Origin of the sequence: Thermomonas sp. XSG (assembly GCF_014678725.1) — a bacterium.
In the GTDB taxonomy this organism is placed as follows: domain Bacteria; phylum Pseudomonadota; class Gammaproteobacteria; order Xanthomonadales; family Xanthomonadaceae; genus Thermomonas.
In genome coordinates this window covers 270,118-294,214 of sequence record NZ_CP061497.1, presented here as the reverse complement: position 1 = coordinate 294,214, position 24,097 = coordinate 270,118, and the positions used below count along the sequence as shown (strand labels likewise).

Below are 24,097 nucleotides of genomic sequence, written 5' to 3'. Positions count from 1 at the left end.
CCTGTGACCGCAGCCGGCGACTAAGAAGCAGCGCCGCGCCGTTTGCGCTTGTCCTGGTACATCGCCTGGTCCGCGCGGGCCAGCTCCGTTTCCGCATCGCCTTCGCCAGCGCGGATCACGCCGATGCTGGGGCCGCTGTAGGCGATGCTGGCGCTGCCCAGCTCGAACTGCCCGCTGCAGGCCGCGCGCAGCCGCACTTCCAGGGCCTGCTGGCAGGTGTCCGAGGCCGAGCAGACCGTGCCGATCACCACGAATTCATCGCCCGCCAGGCGCCCGCAGAAATCGTCGGCGCGCATGCAGCTGGCCAGGGCGCGGCCGATGGCCGCGAGGAAACGGTCGCCGGCGTCGTGGCCGTGCACGTCGTTGATCCGCTTGAAGCCGTCGAGATCGATGAAGGCGATCAGCACCTCGGTGCCGGTGCGCTTGCGCAGCTGCAGGCGCCGCTGCAACTCCTCCATCAGCGCGCGGCGGTTGGCGAGGCCGGTCACCACGTCCGTCATCGCATTCAGATGCAGCTGCGCGTTGGTGGCCTTGAGGCGGTTGAGCAGGGCCTCGCGCTCGACCTGCTGGCTGATCAGGTGGGCGAACAGGCGCATGACCCGTTCGGCGCCGTCCTGGAGCGGCTGGCGCTGCCCGCTGGCAGCGCACAGGGTGCCGTAGAGGGCGCCTTCGGCGCCATGGATGGGCACGCTGGCGTAGGTGGCGATGCCCAGCGTGCGCGCGGCATCGGAATCGCCCCAGCAACCTTCCACGTCGTCCGTGTAGTTGCGGCCCTCCTCGAGCGCGCGCTTGCACAGGGTGTCGTTCCAGGGCACCGACAGCCCTTCCGGAATCTGCAGGCGGTCCGAATTGCGGGCGAACAGGATGTGCTGGACGCCGGCCTGTTCGTCGATGGTGGTCATGTAGGTCGATTCCAGGCCGGTGGTCGCTTCCAGCAGTTCCAGCAGCGGCCTGACCAGCTCCTCCAGCGACCTGGCGTTCTCCAGCGACTCCGCAAGCGTTCCGATGAGGGTGCCTGACGACAGCGTCGGGATGCGATCCATGCGCCAATCCTTCTACAAAATGCGCCGCGGCGCCACCCGGTGCCCGGACACGCGCTGCCGCCGCTCCCGACCCGGCGCGGATGCCTCTGGCAAAATCGTGCCGGTCGACGTTCGACTTTGGAGCCACGATGTCCCCGCTTGCCCACCACGTGTCCGCGCCCGCGCAGGTGCCGGACGGCACCACGCTGACGCTTGCCCGGCCCGACGACTGGCACCTGCACCTGCGCGACGGCGTGCTGCTGGAGGCGGTGCTGCCGCACACGGCGGCGCAGTTCCGGCGCGCCATCGTGATGCCCAACCTGCGGCCGCCGGTGACCACCACCGCGCTGGCGGCGGCATACCGGGAGCGGATCCTGGCGGCGCGGCCGGCTGGCTCGGACTTCGAGCCGCTGATGTCGCTGTACCTCACCGACAACACGCCGGCCGGGGAGATCCGCGCGGCCAGGGCCAGCGGCTTCGTGCACGCGGTGAAGCTGTACCCGGCGGGGGCGACCACCAATTCCGATTCCGGCGTCACCGACCTCAGGCACGCCCATGCGGCGCTGGAGGCCATGCAGGAAACGGGCATGGTGCTGGCCATCCACGGCGAGGTGACCGACCGCGACGTCGACGTGTTCGACCGCGAGAAGGTGTTCATCGAAGACATCCTCATCCCCCTGCGCCGCGACTTCCCGGGCCTGCGCGTGGTGCTGGAGCACATCACCACCCGGGACGCGGCGGACTACGTGCGGGACGCCGGGGGCGAGATCGCCGCGACCATCACCGCGCACCACCTGCTGTACAACCGCAACGCGATCTTCGCCGGCGGCCTGCGCCCGCACTACTACTGCCTGCCGGTGCTGAAGCGCGAGGTCCACCGCCGGGCGCTGCTGGAGGCCGCCACCGGCGGCAACCCGCGCTTCTTCCTGGGCACGGACTCGGCGCCGCACGCGCGCGGCGACAAGGAAGCCGACTGCGGCTGCGCCGGCTGCTACACCGGCCTGCACGCGCTGGAGCTGTACGCCACCGCGTTCGAGGCCGCGGGCCGGCTGGACCGGCTGGAGGGCTTCGCCAGCCACTTCGGCGCCGACTTCTACCGGCTGCCGCGCAACCAAGGCACGGTGACGCTGCGCAAGCAGGAATGGGTCATCCCGGCCGAACTGCCCTACGGCGAGCGCACCCTGGTGCCGCTGGCGCAGGGCGAAACGCTGGGCTGGCGCCTGGTCGGATAAGGCGCTTGCCGCCGCCGCTGCCGCGCGGGCCGGCATGCGCGCATGCAGGTGGCCCGGCGGACGGCGCGACGGCATCGGCTGGCCGCGAACATCGCGGCGGGGTGCCGAGTGGGCTGGCAGGAATTCCCGGCTGCCTGTCGCGGGCGGGTGGGCTCCGCGGTCGTTCGGTTACCGCGCCAGCCACAGCCGCAGGCGCAGCCCGTACTCGCTGGTCCAGCCGCTGGTGGCCAGGCGCATGCGGCCGTCGGAGACGATCGCGATGGTCGGGGTGACGCCCACGCCCAGTGCCTGGCTGATCGCGCCATCGGGATCGTTGACCACCGGGAAGGTGAGCCCGTGCCGGCGCAGGGTGGCGTGCACCTGCGCATCGTTGCCGGACTGCATGGCCACCGACACCACGCGGTGGCCGCTGCGGTGCAGGCGTTCGATGGCCGGCGAGGTGTGCCGGCAGTAGCCGCACCATTCCGCCCACACGTAGAGCACGGTCGGTTGGCGCTGCGCCTGGAAGTCCACCGGCGCGTCCTGGGTGGTGGCGAGGCGGGTCGCTGCCACCGCGCGCGCATCCGGTGCGCGATACCAGTCCAGCGCGGCAATCAGCGCCAGCAGCAACAGCAGGTTGATGGCCAGGCTGCGCAAGCGCGCGGGCCAGCGGCGTTCGGGTGGGGTGTTCATGCGGCGCAGTATCGGCGAACGCTGGGGTACAGCGGCGATCGCACCGGCGCTATCCAGGTGCCCGATGCCGGGTGCTCAACAGGTTCACGCAGGACGCCCGTGGCCGGTTTGGCGTGGCGGGGCGCGCGCTGGCATCGAAAACCGACGGGAATCCCCTTTTTGCGCTGGACTGGGCATTCGGGTTTCGGTGACCATGACCGTACATGCCCGCCCACGCCACGCCGCCCGGCCACCTGCTGCAGCTGCTGCCCGAGGCGGTGGTGCAGACCGACGCGCTTTGGGAGATCACCTATCTGAATCCGGCCTGGGCGAGGCTGACCGGGCATGCGGTGGCGGCGGCGCTTGGCCAGTCCCTGCTGGACTTCGTGCATGCCGACGACGTCGGCACCTTGCGCGCGGGCATGCCGGTGTTCCGCCTGCGTTTCGCCGATGCGGACTATCGCTGGGTGCGCCTGCAGCTGCATCCGGAAACGGATGCGGCGGGCAGGGTGATCAGCCGCCAGGGCGTGCTGATCGAGGTCACCGAGGTCACCGAGCAGATCCTGGTGGAAGTGCGCCAGCGTTTCCTGCGCCTGCTGGAAACCATCGACGGGGTGGTCTGGGAGGCCGAGCATGGCATCGGCAATACCTTCCTCAGCCCGCAGGTGGAGCGGCTGTTCGGCTACAGCGTGGAGGAGTGGCGCGCCGATCCGGGGTTCTGGCGGGCGCATGTGCATCCCGACGATCTGCCGGAGGCGCTGGCGATCGACGATGCCGCCTACAACGCCACCCACAGCTATGCCTATGAAATGAGTTACCGGCTGATCGCCAAGTCCGGCAAGGTGGTGTGGGTGCGCGATCTGTGCCGCGCCGTGGTCGAACCCGGGCGACCGAACCGCATGATCGGCCTGATGATCGACGTGACCCGGCAGAAGCAGACGGAACTGGAGCTGCTGCGCTCCGACGACCGCTATGCGCTGGCTACCCGCGGTTCCAACGACGGGATCTGGGACTGGGACCTGCGCACGGATGTGCTGCACGTGTCCGAGCGCTTCCACGAAATCCTCGGGCTGGAGGACACGCCGCCTGTGCATGACGGTGGCTGGCGCTTCCTGCAGCAGCGCATCGATCCCGATGACCGCGGGCGCGTGCAGTCGGCCTATTGCCGGCACCTGGCGGGGGAGAGCCCCAACTTTTCGGTGGATTTCCGCGCCTTCCACGGCTCGGGCCGGCTGGTGTGGGTCAACTGGCGCGGCGTCGCGCAGTTCGAGGATGGCGTTGCCGTGCGCATGGCCGGCTCGTTGAGCGACCTGGCCGAGCGCGGCAGTTCCTACGATGCGCTGACCAATCTGCCGGGCCGGCCCCTCTTCCGCGAACGCCTGGCGCATGCGATCGCGGTGTACCGCAGCATGGCGGCAAAAGGCGAAAAGGCGCCTGCACAGGCTGGCGCCATGAGTTTCGCCGTGCTGCTGCTGGACCTCAACCGGTTCAAGGCCGTCAATGACAGCCTTGGGCATCATGGCGGCGACCAGCTGTTGCAGCAGGTGGCGCGCCGGCTAGAGTCCTGCGTGCGCACCGGCGATCTGGTCGCACGCATGGGGGGCGATGAGTTCAATGTGCTGCTGGAAGCCATCGAGCCTGCCGAAGCGCTTGAGCGCGCCCGCGAGATTGCAGCCGCGCTTGGTGTGCCCTACGAAATCGGCGGACACACCGTGACCAGCGGCGCAAGCATCGGGCTGGTGACAAGCGTGCCCGGCCTCGCCACCGTCGACGACTACCTGCGCGCCGCGGACGCCGCCATGTATGCGGCCAAGAGCCGGTCATCGGGCGTGTGCGTTTTTCCGGCGGACGGAAGCGCGGAGACGCCGCCGGGCTGAAGCAGCCCCGCCGGCCGGATGTGCGGGGGCAGGCCGATCCGGCGGACCGTGATGCTCAACCTGGCCACCCTGACATGGGTGCGGTTTGCGGTCTGGCTGATGCTGGGCGTGATTGTGTACTTCGCCTATGGGCGCCGGCATGCGCGGGTGGCCATGCGCAGCACAAGCGGCTGGAAAAGCCGATTTCCCGCTGATTGATGCTGATCCAGCAGGCCGCGCCTGAAGGTGCCATGCTGCGCCTGTCCAAAGGGAGGGGTTGCCATGAAGACCAACGTCGGTGGTGTCGACAAGTGGCTGCGCATCGCAGTGGGGTTGTTGCTGATCGTATGGGCGGCCACGGGAGGCCCGGTATGGGCGTGGATCGGCGTGGTGCCACTGGCAACCGGCCTGTTTAACTTCTGCCCGCTGTACGCCTTGCTCGGCTTCAACACCTGCAAGCGCTGAGTTCTTCAGGATTTCGACGGCGGTCGGGCGACGGCCGGGCGGCCGGTATGGCAGTGCTGGATGCCGCTCGCGCCGTTTGTCCACGATGCCCGTTGGAAAGGCGGTACACCGTGCCCGGCGGTGCGACGCGATTGCGCCTGACCGGCTGAGCGTCCGAGGTCGGGGGCGCAAATCGATCCCGGGGCGAGGTGCACGGCAGCGGCGACGCGATGGCCATGACGGGGTCCATCGCGTCGCGGTGTCCGCCGGAGAGGGACAAACGCGCTCTATCGCACTGCCGCGGCATTCTTTGCGATGGTCCTGTCCGCGATTTCGGTGATCTGCTTCTGCGCTGCGGAATCCTGAATCCCCTGCGCCAGCTCTCTTACTGCCAGTGCGATCAGCACCTGGTTCGAGGGGCGGCGGCCCCACTCCGGGTCTTCCCAGTGCCCCTTGAAGTAGTCGGTGATCTGCAGGATGAATTCCAGACGTGATTTGACGCGCTTGACGGCCATTGCAATCTCCTTGAGCAGCGAAATGGGCTGCATCTTTGGCAACGCTGGCTGCCCGGGGAACAGGACATGCGCCTGGTGCGCGGCCGGGCTTGTACTTGCTGGTCGCCGCGCCTATGGAAGAGAGAGCCGGCACCCCAGGCCTGTCGTTTGATCCGGCGTCGATGCCGCACGCATGGCTGCGTCCTGCCCACGGTATGCCGCAGTCCTGAGAGGCGGGCAGGGGCGCATCCGGGATGGGGGTGAATCCTGCACCGCTCGCCACCTACACTTCGCGTTCCGCCCCGTTTCCGATGGCCGTCATGCCGCAGTTCGCCCGCCTCCTGCCCATCCTGCTGCTGGTGCCCGTGCTGGGCGGCTGCGTGCGCGAGGCGGATACCCCGCCGCCTGCCGGGTTTCCCGGACTGGATGCGGCGCGCATGGCGGGGCGGCCGGACTGTCCCGCGCTTGCCGGCAGGTATTCCGGCGTGGCGGATGCTGGCAGCGATCCGGCGCTTGCGCAGGCGCTGCTTGCCGAGCCGGGCGCCGATGCGCTCCAGGTCGTGCACGCGGGGACGTCATTGCAGTTCGCGTCGTGGTGGCCACCCGCCGCGGTGGCGTCGGCGGCGAGGGACCTTGCCGGCAGCGACCGCGATGCGTATGCGCGCTGGTGGACGGCCGCGCGCGAAGTGCTGTCGCGCCCGCTGCAGCCGCGGGCAAGCACCGCCGCGTCGGATCTGCCCGGGCCCACGCCAGTACGCATCGGCACGGTGACGCCGACCTGCACGGATGGCTGGATGGACTACGGCACGCTGGTGGACATGGGGCCACCCGAAGGGCCGCGCCGCGCGTCCAGGCTGCGATTGGCGCGCGACTCCGGCGGTGGGTTGGTATTGCGCAACGACATCGAGGTCGACCGCATCGAGATCCCGCTGTGGTGCGGCGACGGCTGCCGGGGACCAACCCTGTACGCGAAACGCGAAACCCGTTGGGCGCGCTTTCCGCCCGCGCCGGAGACGGACGCGTGGATGCTGGACTTCGCGGCGTTGCCCACGCCCGTCAAGGTGGCAGCCAGCGGCAATCCGCGATAGCGGCGCGGACGTGCGGCACACGCCCGGTGAGCGGGCTCAGGCGCCGGCAGCGCGCTCCGGTCGGCCTCCCGTCCTCCGTAGCCGGCGCAGCAGGTCCAGCGCGATGATCGCGAGCAGCGGCAGCGCCACCGCGACCGCCAGCAGCGGTGCCGGTGGCCGCACGAAGTCGAACAGGCCGGCCACCGCCGGATGCAGGATCGCCAGCGCCAGCACGCCGCTGGCGGCAACCGCCACGATCCAGAACGCGGCGTTGGGCGTGCGCAGTGCCCGCCAGATCGAGCCGCCCGAGCGGTGCAGCAGGATCAGGAACAGGTTGCCGGTCACTATCGCAGTGAACGACAGCGCCGCCAGCTGCGCATCCGCCAATCCCGCGCGGACGCCCAACAGGTAGGTCAGGGCGACCGCCAGGAACATCACCAGCCCCTGCCCGAGCGAGGCGAAGAGGGTGGCCCGGTCCAGCAGCGGGTGGTCGGCGGGGCGCGGCGGACGCTGCATGATGTCGTCGGGCGGCGGCTCGCGCTCCAGCACGACCGAGCACGCCGGGTCGATGATCAGTTCCAGCATCACCACGTGCAGGGGCATCAGCATCGGCGCGGAGCCGGTGAGCAGCGGCAACAGCGCCATGCCGGTGATCGGCACGTGCACCGCCAGGATGTAGCGCGCGGCCCGGGCGATGTTCTCGTAGATGGTGCGGCCCATCCGGATGGCGCGGACCACGCTGACGAAGTTGTCGTCCAGCAGCACGATGGACGCCGCTTCGCGGGCCACGTCGGTGCCGCGGCCGCCCATCGCGATGCCGACGTGCGCCGCCATCAGCGCGGGCGCATCGTTGACGCCGTCGCCGGTCATCGCCACCACGCCGCCGCGTGCCTTCAGCGCTTCCACCAGCCGCAGCTTGTGTTCCGGCCGCACCCGCGCGAACACGCTGGAGAAGGCGAGGCGGTCGGCCAGGGTGACGTCGTCGCAGCCGTCCAGCGCGTCGCCGCGCACCACGCCCGCGTCGGTGTCGATGCCCGCCTGCTGCGCGATCGCGCGGGCGGTGCCGGCATGGTCGCCGGTCATCATGATCACGCGCACGCCGGCCGCGCGCGCCTCGGCCACGGCGTCGGGGACGGCGGCGCGCAGCGGGTCGGCGAAACCGACCAGGCCCAGCCAGTCCAGCGCGAACGTGGTCGGGTCCTCCGGCAGCGGCGTGCTGGCCGCATCGGGCACGCGCCCCGCGGCGACCGCGAGCACGCGCAGGCCACGCTGCGTCATCGCGGTCAGGCGCTGTTCCAGTTCCGCCTGCGTCGGCGCCGAGCCCGCGCACATCGCCGCGATGGTTTCCGGCGCGCCCTTGCCGGCGATGAAGAGCTCCCCCGCGTCCGTGCGCCAGGTCTGGATGAAGGCCGGGCGCTGGCTGCTCAGCGGATAGTCGCGCAGGCGCTGCCAGCCCGAGGGTTCCGCTGGCATCTGCTGCTGCGCCGCCGCGTCCACCAGCGCACGGTCCATCGGGTCATGCGACAGCGGCGGGCAGGCCAGGCGTCCCGTCTCCAGAGCTTGGGTGGCATCCGTCGCGTCCAGTTCGGCCACCGCCATCCGGTTTTCCGTGAGCGTGCCGGTCTTGTCGGTGCAGAGGATACCGATCGCGCCCAGCGCCTCGATCGCCGGCGCGCGCCGGACCAGCGCGTTGTGCCGGGCCATCCGCCATCCGCCCAGCGCCAGGAACACGCTGAGCACCACCGGGAATTCCTCGGGGATGTTGGCCATCGCCAGCGTGATCCCGGCCAGCACGCCTTCCAGCCAATTTCCCCGGAGCAGGCCGTACAGGACCACCACCAGCCCGCAGGTGACCGCGCTGATGACGGCGAAGATCGCCACGATCCGGCGCATCTCGCGCTGCAGAGGGGAGCGTTCGGTGACGATCGACTGCAGCGAGCGACCGATGCGCCCGACCGCCGTCTCCACGCCCACCGCGACCACCTCGGCCGTGCCGCGTCCGCGCACCACCAGGGTGCTGGCGTGGACGATGCCGGCGTCGCCTTCGCCTCCGGCCTGCCGGGCTACAGCCACCGATTCGCCGGTGAGCAGGGATTCGTCCACGTGCAGGTCGGCGGCCTCCAGCACGCGCGCGTCGGCGGCCACGCGGTCGCCTTCCTCCAGCAGCAGCACGTCGCCCACCACCAGCTCCTGCGAAGCCACCACCTTGGCCGCGCCATCGCGCAGGACCCGCGCCCGCGGGCTGCCGAGGTCGCGCAGCGCCTGCAGCGCCCGCTCGGACTTGTATTCCTGGTACAGCGTCAGGCCGATCACCAGCCCCACCGATGCCACCAGCAGGGCGGCCTCCCCGGGATCGCCCAGCAGCATGTACACCAGCGACGCCGCCAGCAGCAGCAACAGCATGGGTTCGCGCAGCACCTGCCCGGCAAGCGCCAGGCCGCCCTTCCGGCCCGGCTCGGGCAACACGTTGGGGCCGTTGCGCGCCAGCCGCGCCGCGGCTTCGGCAGAGGTCAGTCCGGACATGGGTGCCGCCTTCATTCGATGGTCCGAGTATGCGGACAAAAGCGTGCCGGGAACATTTCGCAGGCGGGATGGATGACTGCGCGTGTTTGATTCCGTGGCAGTGGATCGTCCGGCCCCGCCTGCGAGGAGGACCATCCAGCTATCGCCCGTTGCTACCCTTGGCTCGACTTCCACGACGGATTCGAACATGGACAGAAGGCGATTCCTCGGCACTGCGGCGCTTGCGGGTGCGATGTTGCCGGTGCTGGGCATGCGCGGGGCGATGGCGGCCGCGCACGGGCAGTTGCTGGCGGCGGGGCTGCGCAAGGGCGACACGGTTGGGCTGGTGAGTCCGTCGTCGGCGGTGGACGAGCGGTTGGCGCTGCAGCTGGCGCAGGAGGCGATGGAGGCGCTGGGCTTCCGGGTCCGGACCGGTGCCCATTACGGCGGGCGCTACGGCCATCTGGCGGGGACCGATGCCGAGCGTGCCGGCGACCTCAACGCGATGTTCGGCGACAAGGCGGTGAGGGCCATCGTCTGCGTGCGCGGCGGCTCCGGTGCGGCGCGGCTGCTGCCGCTGCTGGACTATGCACTGATCCGCCGCAATCCCAAGGTGCTGCTGGGGTACTCGGACATCACCGCGTTGCACTGCGCGATCCACGCAAAAACCGGGCTGGTGACCTTTCACGGCCCGGTGGGCACGGGCAGCTGGAACCGCTTCAACGTCGACCAGTTCGAGCGGCTGTTTTTCCAGCGCGAGCTGATGCAGTACCAGAACAGCCGCGACGCCGGCGATGAACTGGTCCCGCGCCGCAACCGCACCCAAACCCTGCGCGGCGGCAGGGCCGTGGGTGAGCTGGTGGGCGGCAACCTGACCGTACTCACCGCGCTGGCGGGCACGCCGTATCTGCCGGATTTCAGCGGCAGGATCCTGTTCCTGGAGGACGTGGGCGAAGCGCCTTACCGCATCGACCGGATGTTCAGCACCCTGAAGCTGATGGGCGCGCTGGACAAGGTCGCCGGGATCATCTTCGGCGACTGCAGCGACTGCAATCCGGGTGACGGCTACGGGTCGCTGACACTGGACCAGATCTTCGACGACTACATCCTGCCGCTGAAGATCCCGGCCTACCGCGGTGCGATGATCGGCCACATCCGCGAGCAGTTCATCGTGCCGGTGGGCGGCAAGGTGGAGATGGATGCCGACGCGGGCACGTTCCGCCTGCTGGCACCGGTGCTGGCGGAGGCCTGAGCGGGCTGGCGGCTGCATGGCCGCTTGCCCCCACGGCTGTTCCCCGGGCTGCGAAGGCCAGATGAACCGGCGATGTCCCGCGTCGCCGGCTGACCGGAGCGGTGGCCCGCCTGCGGTCCCTTTCACGCCGCCTTGGGTTATCTTCCCGCTCCCATGCTCCCCCGGGCCCAACGCATGAAAGCCACCGTCGTCGGTCTTGTCACCCCGCATGTCCTGCGCGTCCTGGATCTGGCCAAGATGGCCGAGACCGGCGTCAACGTGGACTGGCACGTCCGTGATGCCGTGACGCGGACGCTGGATGACCTGGGCCAGCAGTTCAATGCACGCGAGCTGCTGTCGGCTTATGTCGATGGACTGGAGACCATCGCCCGCGATACCGGCGCGCGCAAGCTCTACGCGGGCTTGCTGCAGAGTGCGGTGGCGATGGCCTCGCGGGAGCTGGAAAAGCTCGGCTGAGCGCGGGCAGGGTGCTTCCGGTCGCCGCGGCAGGAATCCGGCCGCGGCCGCTGCACCCTTCGTATCTGGCTGGAGCGGTGCCCGCCCGGGCCCGGCGCATCGAGCCGCACGGCAGGGGGCGGATGCCCCAGGCGCGACCTGCTGGCTCGTGTTGGCGTGGCATGCGGCATTTGCCCGATGCGGCCGCAACGTCCGCAACGCAGGCTGCCGTCACCCTGATGACGGAGACGGTGCCATGAATGCGGTCCGCGTGTACGACCTGCCTACGCGGGTGTTCCACTGGAGTTTCGCCGGCCTGTTCGTGGCCGCTTATGCCATCGCCAATCTGGTGGATGACGAGTCGGCCCGGTTCGCCTGGCACATGCTGGCCGGCCTGATGCTGGGCTTGGCGGTGCTGCTGCGACTGGTGTGGGGGGCGATCGGCACGCGCCATGCGCGCTGGGCCGACCTGCGCCTGGACCCACGCCAGCTGGCGGGCTACCTGAAGGGTGTGGTCGCTGGCGGCGGGCGCCGCTGGGCCGGCCATAACCCGGCCTCCAGCTGGGCGGCGCTGGCGATGCTGGCACTTGCACTGGGGCTGGGCGGCACCGGCCTGGCCATGGCCAGCGGGACGGGGCCCGAGTGGGTGGAAGAAGTGCATGAACTGGCCGCCAATGCCTTCCTGGTCGTGGCCCTGCTGCATGTGGCCGGCCTGCTGGTGCACGTGTTGCGCCACCGTGACGGGTTGCCCCTGAGCATGCTGTCCGGCCGCAAGCGCGACCTGCCTGCGGATGAGGCCAGTGTTCCGGCGCGCCCCTTCGTTGCCTTGCTGCTGCTTGCCGTGCTGGTGGTTGCCGGTGGATCCTTGGCCAACGGTTACCAGCCGGCCACCGGCACGCTGGACCTGTTCGGCACCCGCCTGGTGCTGGGTGAAGCTGGCGATGCGGACGAGGCCCATGCCGGGCGTGGTGAAGCGGGTGAGCATGCCGAAGACGAAGCAGATGACGACTGACCTGGCCGGAAGTGGCGACACGCCCAGCCGGCCGCTGAGCCTGCAAGAACGTGGCGTGATGGTCGGCACGTTGCTGCTGATCGCCACGCTGGTGGCGTTCGATGTCGGCACCGACCTGGTCCAGGGCGCTTCCGCCTGGCACGTGGCGCTGGAAATCGCTGCCGGCATCGCGGCGGTCGCCGGGGCCGCCTACCTGCTGCGCGACACTCTGCGCCTGCGGCGTCGTCTGGCGACGCAGGCCCGCGACCTGTCCGCCTACCGCCAGCAGGCTGCGGCGTGGCAGGCGCAGGCGCGCCTGCATGTGGAAGGGCTGGCGCGTTCCATCGACCGCCAGCTGGACCAGTGGCAGCTGTCGGTCGCCGAGAAGGAAGTCGCCTTCCTGCTGCTGAAGGGCCTCAGCCTGAAGGACATCGCCGCGCTGCGCGGCACCGCCGAGAAAACCGTGCGCGCGCAGTCCGCCGCGGTCTATGCCAAGTCGGGTCTGGCCGGGCGTACGGAGCTGTCGGCGTTCTTCCTCGAGGACCTTCTGCTGCCGCCGGCCGACACCCTGGCCGACGCTGGCATTGCCAGCTGAACGCGCCTTGCGGGTCTTCGCGGGTGCTTCCGGGCCCCCCATTGGTTGCAAGCGGCTGGGCATGCCTTGTGGCCGCTGGCGATGCTTCGTCCGTCGGCGCACCCCCTGCCACTGGCTGGAGGGACGGCTGGGACGCCGTCATCACCGCACTGGCGATCCCCGTGATGAAAAGCTGAAGGGCAAGTTGCGCGATGACGCGGCCTGCACCAATCGGTTGCTATAGGAAGGACGGGCCCGAAAGAAGGAGCTGGCCATGTCCGACAACCCGCTGACCGCAGAAGTCTCCAACAGCAAGCTGGCGGCGATATTCCCGATGAGCGCCTCTGCGCGCTTCGCCGCGGCGGCGCTGGTGGAGCAGCTGGGCTTCAAGCCGGCGCAGGTGAAGCTGATCACGCCCGGTACCGCCGATACCGATATCAAGCTGGAGCCGGAGAGCGGCAACATCTGGCGCACCATCGTCCGCGCGCACGTGAAAATGGCGTTGTTTGGCGCCGCTGCCGGCGGTGTGGTGTTCGCGGTGATGCTGCTGATGGGCCTGCCCCATGTGGCCAGTTCGCCGTGGGCCGCGGCGGGGTGGTGGGTGCTGTATGGCGCGATTGGCGGTTTGTTCCTGGGCGGGCTGGTGACACTGCGTCCGGACCATGACCGCTATATCCAAGCGGTGCGCCAGGCGATCGCCGCGGGTCGCAGCGCGGTGGTGGTGCACGCCTTGTCGATGCAGCAGCAGCGGGAGGCCGCGCGATTCCTTGCCGAGCGCGGCGGCGAAGTCACGCGCACGCTGTAGGAGCCGTACCGGCTTTGCCGATATGACGAGCCACCGCGGCGCGGGGGGCGAGTTCAGTCCCGTGCCGGTGCGCCCAGCGGGAAGTAATGCCGGTACGGCCGTGCCTCATCCACCGCCCGCTGGAACGAGGGGCGCGCCAGCAGGCGGGCCCGGTAAGCGCGCACATGGCTCAAGTGGTCGCCGATGGGATGGGTCCAGTCGGCGTAGAACAGGAAGGGAGCGGCGGCGCAGTCGGCCAGGCTGAAGGCCTCCCCGACAGCCCAGCTGCGACCCTCCATGCGTGCATCCAGCCAAGCATAGGCCTTGTCCAGCATCGCCGCGGCCTCGCCCACGCCGTGGGGGTCGCGGCTGTCCTGCGGGCGCAAGGCGTCGTAGACGAACTTCTGCTGCGGGGTGGAGACGTACTGGTCGAAGAACCGGTCCAGCATCCGCACTTCCAGCGCGGCATCGGGATCGTCCGGGATCAGCCGTACCGGCCCGGGATGGTGCAGCTGCAGGTATTCGATGATGCAGCTGGCTTCCAGCACGCTGCGCCCGTTCTCCACCAGCACCGGGAAGCGCTTGATCGGCCACAGGGCCGCCAGCTCGGCGGCGTTGTCGCCTTCCTCCAGATGCCGGTATTCGAACGGCGTACCGTTTTCGTACAGCGCCACCAGCACCTTCTGGCAATACGAGGAGAACGGGTGCAGGTACAGACGGGGCAGGGTGGCGGCCATACGGTGCTCCACTCAGGTGGGTGCGAAGCCCTTGGTCGCCTTCTTGTCCTTCTTCTCGGCCTTCTTTTCCTTCATCGTCTTGGCCGGCTTCTTCTTCTGTTCCTTCTTCTGATCCATGCCCTTACTCACGTGCGTCTCCTTGGCTGTGCGGGGGTGCGGCTGCGGTTGCAGCCGGCCGACGGAGTATGCGCCCGATGGCGGGCGCAACAGGTCAATCCGGTTGGCGGCAGCGGGCTGCCGGCCCGGTCAGCAGGGGACCTAGAACCGCTCGCCCACCGGCAGGTAGCGCCATGTGCCCACCGGCATCTTCGCCAGCGGGATCTTGCCGATCCGCAGGCGGCGGATCGACACCACTTCCAGCCCGACCTGCGCGCACATGTCGCGCAGCTGCCCGCCCTGCACGCCCTTCAGGGCAAAACGCAGGCGTACTTCGTTCTGCCAGCTGACCTTGCACGGCGGCAGCGCGCGGCCGTTGTAGTGCAGGCCGTGGTTGAGCTTGCGCAGGCCATAAGGGGCGATGTCGCCGCTGACCTCGACCACGTATTCCTGTTCGATCCCGTCGCCGTCCTCGGTGAGGCGGCGCCACACCCGCCCGTCCTGGGTCAGTACCATCAAGCCGCTGGCGTCGATATCCAGGGGCACCAGCGGGGTCAGGCGGTGGAAATGGCGCTCCAGCATGCGCACGCCGGAAGGGTCTTCGGGCCAGCGGGTGCCGGGCTGCACCAGGGCGGCGGCGGGGTTGGGCCCGCTGATGGTGTCGTAGCCCACCGGCTTGTGCAGCAGCACGGTGGCCGGTTCTACGGCCTCCAGCCGCGCCTCCTCATCCAGCGTCACTGTCTCGCGGGACACCGCGTGCGCGGGATTCTCGACCACGCACCCGTCGACCTGCACCCAGCCGTTGCGGATGTATTGCTCCGCGTCGGCGCGCGAGCAGGCGGCCAGCTCGGCCACGCGTTTGGCCAGTCGTACGGAATCGGACATGCGGTGTTGCCGGAAAAAGGGACAGCCAGTGTAGCGATGAGGCAATCTAGCGGGCCGGGTCACGATCCCGGTCTTTCCCAAAGGATGCAATGAAGACCCCCCCAGGCCTGCAGCCGCTCATCGACGACGGCGTGATCGATGAAGTGCTGCGGCCGCTGAAAAGCGGCAAGGAAGCGGCCGTGTACGTGGTGCGCGCCGGCCACGACATCCGCTGCGCGAAGCTTTACAAGGACATGGCGCAGCGCAGTTTCCAGCAGCGCGTGCAGTACCAGGAAGGGCGCAAGGTGCGCGGCAGCCGCGAGGCGCGGGCGATCGGCAAGGCCACGAAATACGGTCGCAAGCAGCAGGAGACCGCGTGGAAGAACACCGAGGTCGACGCGCTGTACCAGCTGCGGGATGCCGGTGTGCGCGTGCCGGAGCCGTACGGTTATTTCCACGGCGTGCTGGTGATGGAGCTGGTGGTGGACGCCGACGGCCATTCCGCGCCGCGGCTGGGCGAGGTGGAACTGTCGCCGGAGCTGGCCCGCGGTTTCCACCGCTTCCTGGTGCGGCAGGTGGTGAAGATGCTCTGCGTGGGTCTGATCCATGGCGACCTGTCCGAATACAACGTGCTGGTCGCCCCCGACGGCCCGGTCATCATCGATTTCCCGCAGGTGGTCAGCGCCGCCGGCAACAATGCCGCCCGCACCATGCTGCTGCGGGACGTCAACAATCTCACCGCCAGCCTCGGCGCGTGGGCGCCGGAGTTGCTGGACACCTGGTATGGCGAGGAAATGTGGGCGCTCTACGAAGCCGGTGAACTGCGGCCGGACAGCGAGCTCACCGGTGTGTTCGCCCATGATGAATCCGCCCCGGACCTCGACGGCGTGCGCCATGCCATCAACGACGCGCGCGAGGAAGCGTTGATCCGGCAGCAGGGCCGCGAGGCAGCGGCCGAGCAGGATTAGCCAGCCACGGCACCATTCCGCCTTCACGCCGCAGCGGGCATGGTGCGCGGGTGTTCCTGCCACGGACCGCGCATGCCGAAGCGACGCACCCACCCGAAATCCGCAATCTCGCCAGCCAGGCGTGGGGCCAGCAAGCTCGCCAAGGCCGCGAAGCCCGGCAAGGTGGCGGAGAAGCTGGACCCCACCCAGCCCACCGCTTCGCGCGCGCGCAGTGGCGTGTCGACCCGCCGGCCCGCGGTAGAGGCGTTCATCCGCAAGGCGCGCGGCAGCTTGCCGGTGGCGTTGCTGCGCCGCTTCATCGATGCCGACCTGATGTCGCAGTCAGCGGCGCTGGCGTTGTACGCCATTCTGTCACTGGCGCCGCTGCTGCTGATCCTGGTGTGGTTCACCACGTCGATCCTGCCGATCGCGCAGGAGGCCGTGATGCAGCAGATCGCTTTGCTGGTGGGCACGGACGCGGAGCGGGTGGCGCGCACCATCGTCGACAACGCGCGCGATCGCCCGGATACGGGATCGATTGCCGGCTGGTGGAGCCTGGGCCTGTTGTTCGTTGGCGCCACCGCGGTATTTGCCCAGCTCCAGGACGTGCTCAACAAGGTGTTCCGGACCGATGCGACTGCGCTACCCGGGCCGCTGGCGTGGCTGCGCAAGCGGGTGTTCTCGCTGGGGCTGGTGCTGGCGCTGGGCTTCCTGCTGGTGGTGTCGCTGACCCTCAACACGGCGTTGGAACTGATGTTCGCGCGGGTGGACTGGGTGTTGCCGCTGATGGCGCAGGTGGCGGCGTGGCTGGTGTACATGCTCGCGTTTGCGCTGATGTACCACTACCTGCCGGATCGCCGGGTTGGCTGGAAACGCGCCATCGGGGGAGGTGCCGCGACGGCGGCGATGTTCCTGTTCGGGCGTGCGGCGATCGGCTGGTACCTCGGGCGTGCGGATCCGGGCTCGGCCTATGGCGCGATGGGCACGCTGGTGCTGGCGTTGGTGTGGATCTACTACGCGGCGCTGATCATCTTCGTCGGCGCGCTGTTCACCGCGGTGGTGGACGAGCGGGCGAAGGCCAGGACGAAGGCGCGCGCGGTGAAGAAGCGGGGTGGCGGCACGGCGGCCGCAGCAGGCTAAGACCACCGGTGCGGTGTCGGTGGTGCGCGGATGCGGACCTCGTGCTGGCGGGTGTCGCTGGCGACACCCGCCGAGCCGGGCTGTTGCTCAATACTTGTAGGACTGGCCGCCGTCGATGGTGACCACCAGCCCGTTGACGAAGCTGGCTTCGCCGGACAGCAGGAACGCCACCACCGCCGCCACTTCCTCCGGCCGGCCGAAGCGCTGCATCGGGTTGACGCTCACGAACTGCTTGCCGGCGGCTTCCCAGTCATCGCCGGCCATCTGCCGCAGAGAATTCTCGACCATATCGGTCATGATCGCGCCCGGCGCGATCGCGTTGATGGTGATGCCGTACTGCCCGTACTCCACCGCCGAGTTGCGGGTCAGGCCCACCACGCCGTGCTTGGAGGCGGAGTAGCCGGACTGGTTGCCGACCCCGCGGATGCCGCCCACCGACGCGGAGTTGACGATGCTGCCGCTGCCTTGCTGGTGCATCACCTTCAGCACTTCGGCCATGCCATAGAACACGCCGTTGAGGTTCACGCCGATGACGCGGTCGAACTCCTTGCCGCCGAAATCCTCGGTCAGGTTCTGCCGCCCCTCGATGCCCGCGTTGTTGAAGAAGCCGTCGATGCGACCAAACGCCTTCATCGTCTTCTTCACGTAGGCGTGGACGTCGTCCGGGTTGGACACGTCGGCGGTCACCAGCAGCGTCTTCGCCCGTGGGTTGAGCGCCTCGATTTCCTTCTGTACCCGCTTCAGTCCGTCCTTCTTCAGGTCCACCAGCACCTGCGTGGCGCCTTCAAGCGCCAGCCGCAGCACGGTGGCGCGGCCCAGGCCCGCGGCGGCGCCGGTGGTGACCACCACCTTGCCGTCGAAGCGGTGCGGTGTGTGCGCGATCTTCGCGCGTGCCGCGGGGCGGGGTTTGCCGGCTGAAGCCGCCATGGCGGCCGCGCTGGCCGCCTTTTCGTCCGCGGAGTTGTTGGCGGGGGAAACCGCTTTCTTGCTGGCCATGTCGGGCGCTCCGATGGGTACCTCGGCCAGCATGGCACAACGGGATGACGGAAGGTCGCGTTGCCGCCAGCATTGCCGGTGGTTGGCAGGCGGCGGTTCCGCTATGGTCGACAGCCCATTCCGCCGCCGACACGGTACCCGCCATGCGCCTGCTCACCACCTGCCTGCTCTCCACCGCCGCGTTGTTCGCGCACGCCGGCAGCCTTTCCACCTATGGAAAGCCCTTCGCCGACGGCGTGGCGGTACCGGTGTCGCAGGCCGTCGCCGCGTTCGATACCCATGCCGGCAAGCCCGGCCGATTCAGTGGCCGGATCACCGAGGTCTGCCAGGCCAAGGGCTGCTGGATGGTGCTTGAGCACGAGGGCCAGACGGCGCGGGTGATGTTCGGCAACGACGATTTCTTCCTGCCCAAGGATGCCAGTGGTAGCGCGGTGGTCCACGGCGTGTTGGCGCGCAAACAGCTGAGCCCGGAGCAGGTCAAACATTTTGCCGAGGACGGCGGCAAGGGCCTGGCGGTCGATCCGGTCGAGTACCGCATCGTCGCGGACGGCGTCCGGCTGGTCGGCGTGCCGTAGTCGGGGTCGGGATGGCGCCTCCGGTACGCGCATGGCGGAGGGCGTGGCCACCTGCCGTCGGACTTCGCGTTGCCTGTCGGGAGTCCCTGCGAAGGAGCGAGACAAGATGCGTCCTCCCGGCTTGATCCTGCTGCTGGCTCTGGCCTGCGGTCCCGTGTTCGCCCAGTCGTACTCGGGGCCGATCATCGATGTTCATCTGCACGTCGGGCCGGCGGCGCCCGGCGCGCCCAATCCGGCCACCGGCAAGCCGACCACGGCCAATTCCGATGCCGAGCGCGAGCGCCTGACCCTGGAGCGGATGCGCCAGCACGGCATCGTGCTGGGGCTGGTCAGCGGCTCCGATGCGGCCATGGCCAGCATGCGGCGCGCGGGGGGCGACAACACCATCTGGGCCGGCGCGTTCCTCGACGACGGGCGCACGCCCCTGCCGCCGGTCGAGGTGTTGCGCAAGGCGTTCACCAATGGCGAGTTGAAGGTGATGGGGGAGATCGGGGCGCAGTACCACGGGCTGAACCCCAGCGATGTGTGGTTCGAACCCTACCTCGCGCTGGCCGAAGAACTCGACATCCCTGTTGGCATCCACACCGGCCTGGCGCCGCCGGGCACGCCGTATGGCTGCTGCCCGGGCTTCAGCGTCGACCTCGGCAACCCGATGCGGTTGGAGCCGATGCTCAAGCGCCATCCCAAACTGCGGGTGTGGCTGATGCATGCCGGCTGGCCCTACCTGCAGGAAACCAAGGCCATCCTCTACATGTACCCGCAGGTGCACGCGGACCTGTCGGTGATCAACTGGATCATCCCGCGGCAGGAATTCCACGATTACCTGCAGGCGCTGGTGACCGCCGGGATGGGCGACCGGCTGATGTTCGGCTCCGACCAGATGGTCTGGCCGGAAGCGATCACGCAGGCGGTGGAGGGCGTCGACAGTGCCCCATTCCTGAGCCCGGCGCAGAAGCGCGCGATCTTCCATGACAACGCGGCGCGGTTCCTGCGTATCGACAGGTAGATCGCGCGCTGTCGGCATTGCGTGGAGGTACGCGCCCGCGCTGGGCCGCGGGCGCGGCTGCTATCCTCGCGGCATGGCGAAACTGCTGATGAATCTGCGCAACGTGCCTGACGACGAGGCTGACGAAGTACGTGCGCTGCTCGACCAGCACGGGGTCAGGTACTACGAAACCAGGCCCAGCCGCTGGGGGATTTCCTTCGGCGGGATCTGGCTGCGCGATGAGGCCGGGTTCGCGGCAGCGAAGCAATTGCTGGCCACCTACCAGCAGGAGCGCCAGCAGCGCGCCCGCGCCGAGCGCGAGGCTGCCGAGCGCGAGGGCACCGTGGAGACGTTCTGGTCGGTCGTGCGCGCAGAGCCGGGACGCGTGGCGCTGGTCGTCATCGGCATCCTGTTCACCCTGGCCTTGTTCGCCCTGCCGATGATACTGCTGCGCGGCTGAGGCCGACCATGGCAGTCGTGTCGGCCTGCACGCGAATCAACAAGTTGCCGTGCCGTACGATTCGGCTCCAAAGTGAAGGAGATGTTCATGCAACTTGCTGGTTGGGCAGGAAAGCGCTGGGTCACCGCGCTTTTGACTATGTTGGTGCTGGGGGCATGCGCGGGAAGGTCTGTGATCGAGACGGCACCACCGCATGCTTCTTTTGCCCTTGACTCCACGGTCTTGGGAGAAGTCCGGCAGATCAATGTGTACTTGCCGCCCCAGCAGGCTGGTCGACGCTATCCCGTGATCTATATGCCTGATGGCGGGGTGGCGGAGGACTTTCCGCATGTGGCTACCGCCGTTGACACCGCCATCCGGGAAGGACGGATGGCGCCGGTGATCCTGGTTGGAATCGAGAACACTCTGCGGCGACGGGACATGACCGGCCCGACATCCGTGGCCGCAGATCGCGAAATTGCGGCGGTGATCGGCGGCTCTGCGCAGTTTCGAGGCTTCATCGCGCGCGAGCTGATCCCGTTCGTCGAGGCTTCGTATCCCACCAATGGACAGCGCGGAATCATTGGTGAATCGCTTGCAGGACTATTCGTCGTTGAAACGCTGTTTCAATCGCCGGGGCTGTTCGACACGTTCATCGCGCTTGACCCGAGTCTGTGGTGGGACGGTGGAAGGCTGGCGGCCGATACGTCAGCATGGCTGGATGCGCATTCGGATATTCAAGCCCGGCTCTACGTGGGGTGGGCGGAACCGGAAATGATCGGTCGGGAAGTGCAGGTGCTTGAGCGTTCACTCCGAGCCGCAGCACTATCGGGACTGAAGTGGCAGGTACAGGCTCGCACCGATCTGAGCCACCAGACGATTTATCGCGCACTAGCCCCTGAAGTTTTGCCGGCCATGTACCCTCCGGAATAAGCACCTCACTCAGGTGTTTGTTGCATGCGGCGGTATGGGACTGGCAGGACATTCTCCGATCAGCGGCGCAGCGCCGCTTCGATCGCGGCGATGTCGATCCTGTGCATCGTCATCATCGCTTCGAATGCGCGCCTGGCCGCGGCCGGATCGGGATCGGCGATGGCCTCCAGCAGGACGCGCGGCGAGATCTGCCACGACACGCCCCAGCGGTCCCGGCACCAGCCGCAGGCGCTTTCCTCGCCGCCGTTGCCGACGATGGCGTCCCAGTAGCGGTCGGTTTCCGCCTGGTCGTCGGTGGCGACCTGGAACGAGAAGGCTTCGTTGTGCCTGAAAGCCGGCCCGCCGTTGAGGCCCACGCAGGGAATGCCGAGCACGCTGAACTCCACGGTGAGGATGTCGCCCTGCCGGCCCGAGGGAAAGTCCGCCGGTGCGCGCATCACCCGCCCCACGGCGCTGTCGGGGAAGGTGGCGGCGTAGAACGTGGCGGCTTCCAGTGCTTCGCCGTCGTACCACAGGCAGATGGTGTTTTTCGGGATCATGGCAATTGCCCTCCGGTGTATGTGCTGGTACGACGAACGGCGGGGCCGGATTTCGACAGTGATGCCACGGGCATGTCTCGGATCGCGACGCGTGTCGGCCGCGGCGCCTGCTTGCGGCGGGAACCGGCCTGACAGCAGGTGCATCGCAAGAGGACGTCGGTCGGGACCCGGCGAGACTTGCTGCTTGCAGGGCGGGGACTTAGCCTCGATGGTTGATTCCGCAACCACCCGCCGGCCATGCAATCCCCAGCAGCAGAAACAGGTCCAGTGCGGTCCGCGCGGACAGTCACGGCATGAGTCCGCGCACACACCTGCATGCGCTGCGCCGCCTGCTGCACGCGGAATGGCGGCAGCATGCGACGCTCCAGGCCACGCGCCGGCGCTGGCCGATGCCGCTCGCCGCCGCACTGGCCAGCGGCCTGCCGCTGCTGGCCGGGGTGGCGCTGGGAAACGTCGGTGCCGGGCTGGCCGGATCGCTCGGTGGGCTGGTGTTCCTGTATCTGCCCGAGACCCCGATGCACCACCGCATGGTCACGCTGATGGCCTGTGGTTTCGCGCTCACGGCCTGTTACACCCTCGGCCTTGGCGTGCAGGCCTCGGGCCTGGCGGCGATGCGGGTGCCGCTGCTGGCGTTGGTCGCCCTGTTGGTGACGATGGTTGCCCGCTATTACCGGCTGGCCCCGCCGGGTCCGCTGTTCTTCGTCATGGCGGCCGCGATCGGTGCGTATACGCCGATGGCTGCGACGCTGCTGACTGCGCAGCTGGGCGCGCTGTTCCTGGGGGTGCTGCTCGCAACCCTGATCGCGTTCGCGTACTCGTTGGCGATGCTGGCGCGCTGGCCTGCATCGCCGGTGCCTGAGCGACGTCCGGCAAGCTTCGACTTCGTGGTGGTGGACGCGGTGGTGATTGCGGCAGCCGTCGGCATCTCGCTGCTGCTGGCGGAACTGCTGCGCTTGCCGCGGCCCTACTGGGTGCCGGTGAGCTGCCTGGCGGTGGTGCAGGGAGTGTCCCTGCGCGGGGTCTGGAACCGGCAGCTGCAGCGCGTGGCGGGGACCGCGGTGGGTCTGCTGGTTGCGTTTGCGCTGCTGTCCTCGCCGCTGGATCCCTGGCGTATCGCCGGCGCGGTGATGGCGCTGACTGTTCTGGTGGAATGGCTGGTGGTGCGCCACTACGGGCTGGCGGTGGTGTTCATCACGCCGCTGACCATCCTGCTGGCCGAGGCGGCGACGCTGGACCGCCATGTCGCGGTGGGGGCGCTGGTCCGCGCGCGCTTCACGGATACCGTGTTGGGCTGCCTTGTCGGCCTGCTCGCGGGCGTATGGCTGCACAGCCCTAAACTGCGCGGGTGGGTTGCGCGGCCATTGCGCGCGCTGGTGCCGCGACGCCTGCGCCCGGAGCGCTGATGTCCGCCCGCCGCCGTGGCGGCGGCCTCCAGGCCTGCCGCGGGCTGAACGGACGCGATTGCTCACACCAATGGCATGCGGATTCATTCCCGTAGCGGGCTAGGCTCCGTCCGTCCCGCACTGGAGCGCCGCATGCCCGCAACCTTTTCCCCCGCCAAGCGGGGGGCCGCCACTGGGATTCTGCTCGCCGGCGCCGTGCTGACGGCTGGCTGCGGCACCTTGCAGGCGCGCCTGCCGGACGGCTTCGCGGCGCAGGCCACCGCCCTTGCGGTGACGGGGCATTCGCCGCGCCGGTTCAACGAGCCCATCCGCATCGGTCCGTACAGCGCGCTGGAGATGCGCGAAGGCGCGACATTCTCCTGGTCGATCCCGTTCGGTAGCGTCGCGGTGCGTCGGACCAGCCAGCGCCATGCCTTCACCCTGGTGGCGCGTGACCAGCCGCCGGTGGAGGTGCAGTGCCTGACCCGCACGACATGGGCGGGCGCCGGCTCCGCGGTACGGCGGGTGGAGGTCGACCTGACCGCGCTGGACGGGGAGCTGATGGTCTGTGGCCTGAAGCTGGAAGGCATGCCGGTGCAGGGCATGACGCTGCAACCCGATGGGCTGGGAGTGGCTGGCACCCTGGACGCGCCGTGGGGGAGTTACGCGATCGAAAGCCTGTCCCACTACCAAGGTGCGAAATGGCGATCGGGTATTCCCACTGGCTACCGCATCGCCAGCGGCGGACAGACGCTGGCGGTGGTCGACGTGGTCAATGCTGGCCGCGTGCACCTGGCGAATGCCATCGACCCCGAGCAGCGGGTGTACTTCGCAGCCGCGGCTGCTGCATTGCTGCTGCTGGATCCCGCGCTCGGGGAATAGGGCCCGCTTGGCTGCGTCACGGGGGCGGGTGCAAGGATCATCCTGCTCTGCTCTGCTCTGCTCTGCTCTGCTCTGGCTGGCCGGCGGCCAAGCCATGTAAAATGCCCGGGTCATTGGGGAGTAGCCGCTCTTCGTCGCGAAGAGGCCCACGTCAACACACTTGGCCCACAGGCCATGGCGCGGGCGGTTCCCATGCTTGGCAAGACCTTTGACCACTGCGCTTCCGAGATGGCCGGGGATGCGCCGTGGTCATGTGTCCGTTGCCCGGCCCTGGAAAG

General features: G+C 68.9%; 26 protein-coding genes and 1 riboswitch. Of the genes, 18 read left to right on the top strand and 8 right to left on the bottom strand.

The annotated features are described in order from the left end of the window. Positions 1-20: 20 nt before the first annotated feature. A complete protein-coding gene (locus ICG51_RS01390; protein ID WP_190281208.1) occupies positions 21-1,043 on the bottom strand; it encodes a sensor domain-containing diguanylate cyclase in 1,023 nt (340 codons plus the stop codon). 128 nt (positions 1,044-1,171) lie between these two features. Here ICG51_RS01390 and pyrC point away from each other — a divergent pair, with 128 nt between their 5' ends. Next, the gene (pyrC, locus tag ICG51_RS01385; RefSeq protein WP_190281207.1) at positions 1,172-2,254 is read left to right on the top strand and encodes a dihydroorotase; all 1,083 of its coding nucleotides are present in this window, start codon (positions 1,172-1,174) and stop codon (positions 2,252-2,254) included. A gap of 168 nt (positions 2,255-2,422) precedes the next feature. On the opposite strand, the gene ICG51_RS01380 is transcribed toward pyrC, so the two are convergent. Then, complete coding sequence (locus ICG51_RS01380; protein WP_190281206.1) at positions 2,423-2,926, bottom strand: protein disulfide oxidoreductase; 504 nt, start codon at positions 2,924-2,926, stop codon at positions 2,423-2,425. Positions 2,927-3,129: 203 nt separating this feature from the next. On the opposite strand from ICG51_RS01380, the gene ICG51_RS01375 reads away from it, so the two are divergent. The 3 genes from ICG51_RS01375 (at position 3,130) to ICG51_RS01365 (ending at position 5,226) form a co-directional block, all read left to right on the top strand. Further along, positions 3,130-4,782, top strand: coding sequence for a sensor domain-containing diguanylate cyclase (locus ICG51_RS01375; protein ID WP_190281205.1), 1,653 nt, complete (start codon positions 3,130-3,132; stop codon positions 4,780-4,782). Between the two features lie 51 nt (positions 4,783-4,833). After that, on the top strand, positions 4,834-4,980 hold the full coding sequence (locus ICG51_RS01370; RefSeq protein ID WP_255428737.1) for an amino acid permease C-terminal domain-containing protein: 147 nt from the start codon (positions 4,834-4,836) through the stop codon (positions 4,978-4,980). A 63-nt stretch (positions 4,981-5,043) separates the two neighbouring features. Continuing rightward, positions 5,044-5,226, top strand: a complete 183-nt coding sequence (locus tag ICG51_RS01365) for a DUF2892 domain-containing protein (RefSeq protein WP_190281203.1) — start codon at positions 5,044-5,046, stop codon at positions 5,224-5,226. Positions 5,227-5,492: 266 nt separating this feature from the next. Here the strand turns inward: ICG51_RS01365 and ICG51_RS01360 are convergent, their stop codons facing one another. Then, complete coding sequence (locus ICG51_RS01360) at positions 5,493-5,720, bottom strand: hypothetical protein (RefSeq protein ID WP_190281202.1); 228 nt, start codon at positions 5,718-5,720, stop codon at positions 5,493-5,495. Between the two features lie 299 nt (positions 5,721-6,019). Between ICG51_RS01360 and ICG51_RS01355 the strand changes: the two genes are divergently transcribed. Then, entirely contained in the window at positions 6,020-6,787 is a 768-nt protein-coding gene (locus ICG51_RS01355; protein WP_190281201.1) for a hypothetical protein, read from the top strand. Positions 6,788-6,823: 36 nt separating this feature from the next. Here ICG51_RS01355 and ICG51_RS01350 read toward each other — a convergent pair whose 3' ends face one another. After that, entirely contained in the window at positions 6,824-9,289 is a 2,466-nt protein-coding gene (locus ICG51_RS01350; protein WP_190281200.1) for a cation-translocating P-type ATPase, read from the bottom strand. A 187-nt stretch (positions 9,290-9,476) separates the two neighbouring features. Between ICG51_RS01350 and ICG51_RS01345 the strand changes: the two genes are divergently transcribed. From ICG51_RS01345 to ICG51_RS01325, 5 genes are all read left to right on the top strand, one after another. Further along, positions 9,477-10,520 (top strand): LD-carboxypeptidase, encoded by a 1,044-nt coding sequence (locus ICG51_RS01345; protein ID WP_190281199.1) that lies wholly within the window; start codon positions 9,477-9,479, stop codon positions 10,518-10,520. Between the two features lie 174 nt (positions 10,521-10,694). After that, the gene (locus ICG51_RS01340; RefSeq protein ID WP_190281198.1) at positions 10,695-10,976 is read left to right on the top strand and encodes a hypothetical protein; all 282 of its coding nucleotides are present in this window, start codon (positions 10,695-10,697) and stop codon (positions 10,974-10,976) included. 235 nt (positions 10,977-11,211) lie between these two features. Beyond that, the gene (locus tag ICG51_RS01335; protein WP_190281197.1) at positions 11,212-11,967 is read left to right on the top strand and encodes a cytochrome b/b6 domain-containing protein; all 756 of its coding nucleotides are present in this window, start codon (positions 11,212-11,214) and stop codon (positions 11,965-11,967) included. Next, positions 11,957-12,541, top strand: coding sequence for a helix-turn-helix transcriptional regulator (locus ICG51_RS01330; RefSeq protein WP_223809486.1), 585 nt, complete (start codon positions 11,957-11,959; stop codon positions 12,539-12,541). Before ICG51_RS01335 ends, ICG51_RS01330 begins: the two co-directional genes overlap by 11 nt. A 253-nt stretch (positions 12,542-12,794) precedes the next feature. Next, complete coding sequence (locus tag ICG51_RS01325; protein WP_190281196.1) at positions 12,795-13,325, top strand: riboflavin biosynthesis protein RibA; 531 nt, start codon at positions 12,795-12,797, stop codon at positions 13,323-13,325. 53 nt (positions 13,326-13,378) lie between these two features. Here the strand turns inward: ICG51_RS01325 and ICG51_RS01320 are convergent, their stop codons facing one another. Together ICG51_RS01320 and ICG51_RS01315 are read right to left on the bottom strand one after the other, a co-directional pair. After that, positions 13,379-14,041 (bottom strand): glutathione S-transferase family protein, encoded by a 663-nt coding sequence (locus ICG51_RS01320; protein ID WP_190281195.1) that lies wholly within the window; start codon positions 14,039-14,041, stop codon positions 13,379-13,381. 258 nt (positions 14,042-14,299) lie between these two features. After that, positions 14,300-15,022 (bottom strand): rRNA pseudouridine synthase, encoded by a 723-nt coding sequence (locus tag ICG51_RS01315; RefSeq protein ID WP_190281194.1) that lies wholly within the window; start codon positions 15,020-15,022, stop codon positions 14,300-14,302. An 89-nt stretch (positions 15,023-15,111) separates the two neighbouring features. Here ICG51_RS01315 and ICG51_RS01310 point away from each other — a divergent pair, with 89 nt between their 5' ends. Further along, on the top strand, positions 15,112-15,969 hold the full coding sequence (locus tag ICG51_RS01310) for a PA4780 family RIO1-like protein kinase (RefSeq protein WP_190281193.1): 858 nt from the start codon (positions 15,112-15,114) through the stop codon (positions 15,967-15,969). Between the two features lie 72 nt (positions 15,970-16,041). Continuing rightward, positions 16,042-17,088: a YihY/virulence factor BrkB family protein gene (locus tag ICG51_RS01305; protein ID WP_190281192.1), complete on the top strand. Its 1,047-nt coding sequence runs from the start codon at positions 16,042-16,044 to the stop codon at positions 17,086-17,088. An 87-nt stretch (positions 17,089-17,175) separates the two neighbouring features. Here the strand turns inward: ICG51_RS01305 and ICG51_RS01300 are convergent, their stop codons facing one another. Then, complete coding sequence (locus ICG51_RS01300; RefSeq protein WP_223809485.1) at positions 17,176-18,084, bottom strand: SDR family oxidoreductase; 909 nt, start codon at positions 18,082-18,084, stop codon at positions 17,176-17,178. A gap of 143 nt (positions 18,085-18,227) precedes the next feature. Between ICG51_RS01300 and ICG51_RS01295 the strand changes: the two genes are divergently transcribed. From ICG51_RS01295 to ICG51_RS01280, 4 genes are all read left to right on the top strand, one after another. Then, on the top strand, positions 18,228-18,659 hold the full coding sequence (locus ICG51_RS01295) for a DUF4920 domain-containing protein (RefSeq protein ID WP_190281191.1): 432 nt from the start codon (positions 18,228-18,230) through the stop codon (positions 18,657-18,659). 106 nt (positions 18,660-18,765) lie between these two features. Further along, entirely contained in the window at positions 18,766-19,665 is a 900-nt protein-coding gene (locus ICG51_RS01290) for an amidohydrolase family protein (RefSeq protein WP_190281190.1), read from the top strand. 73 nt (positions 19,666-19,738) lie between these two features. Next, entirely contained in the window at positions 19,739-20,104 is a 366-nt protein-coding gene (locus ICG51_RS01285; protein ID WP_190281189.1) for a DUF6164 family protein, read from the top strand. A gap of 81 nt (positions 20,105-20,185) precedes the next feature. Then, entirely contained in the window at positions 20,186-21,016 is an 831-nt protein-coding gene (locus ICG51_RS01280) for an alpha/beta hydrolase-fold protein (RefSeq protein ID WP_190282300.1), read from the top strand. A gap of 59 nt (positions 21,017-21,075) precedes the next feature. Here the strand turns inward: ICG51_RS01280 and ICG51_RS01275 are convergent, their stop codons facing one another. Then, the gene (locus tag ICG51_RS01275) at positions 21,076-21,555 is read right to left on the bottom strand and encodes a VOC family protein (RefSeq protein WP_190281188.1); all 480 of its coding nucleotides are present in this window, start codon (positions 21,553-21,555) and stop codon (positions 21,076-21,078) included. A 293-nt stretch (positions 21,556-21,848) separates the two neighbouring features. Here ICG51_RS01275 and ICG51_RS01270 point away from each other — a divergent pair, with 293 nt between their 5' ends. Continuing rightward, positions 21,849-22,958: an FUSC family protein gene (locus ICG51_RS01270; RefSeq protein WP_190281187.1), complete on the top strand. Its 1,110-nt coding sequence runs from the start codon at positions 21,849-21,851 to the stop codon at positions 22,956-22,958. Positions 22,959-23,090: 132 nt separating this feature from the next. Then, entirely contained in the window at positions 23,091-23,819 is a 729-nt protein-coding gene (locus tag ICG51_RS01265; RefSeq protein WP_190281186.1) for a hypothetical protein, read from the top strand. Between the two features lie 103 nt (positions 23,820-23,922). After that, a riboswitch (yybP-ykoY riboswitch) is annotated at positions 23,923-24,095 on the top strand. Positions 24,096-24,097: the final 2 nt, after the last annotated feature.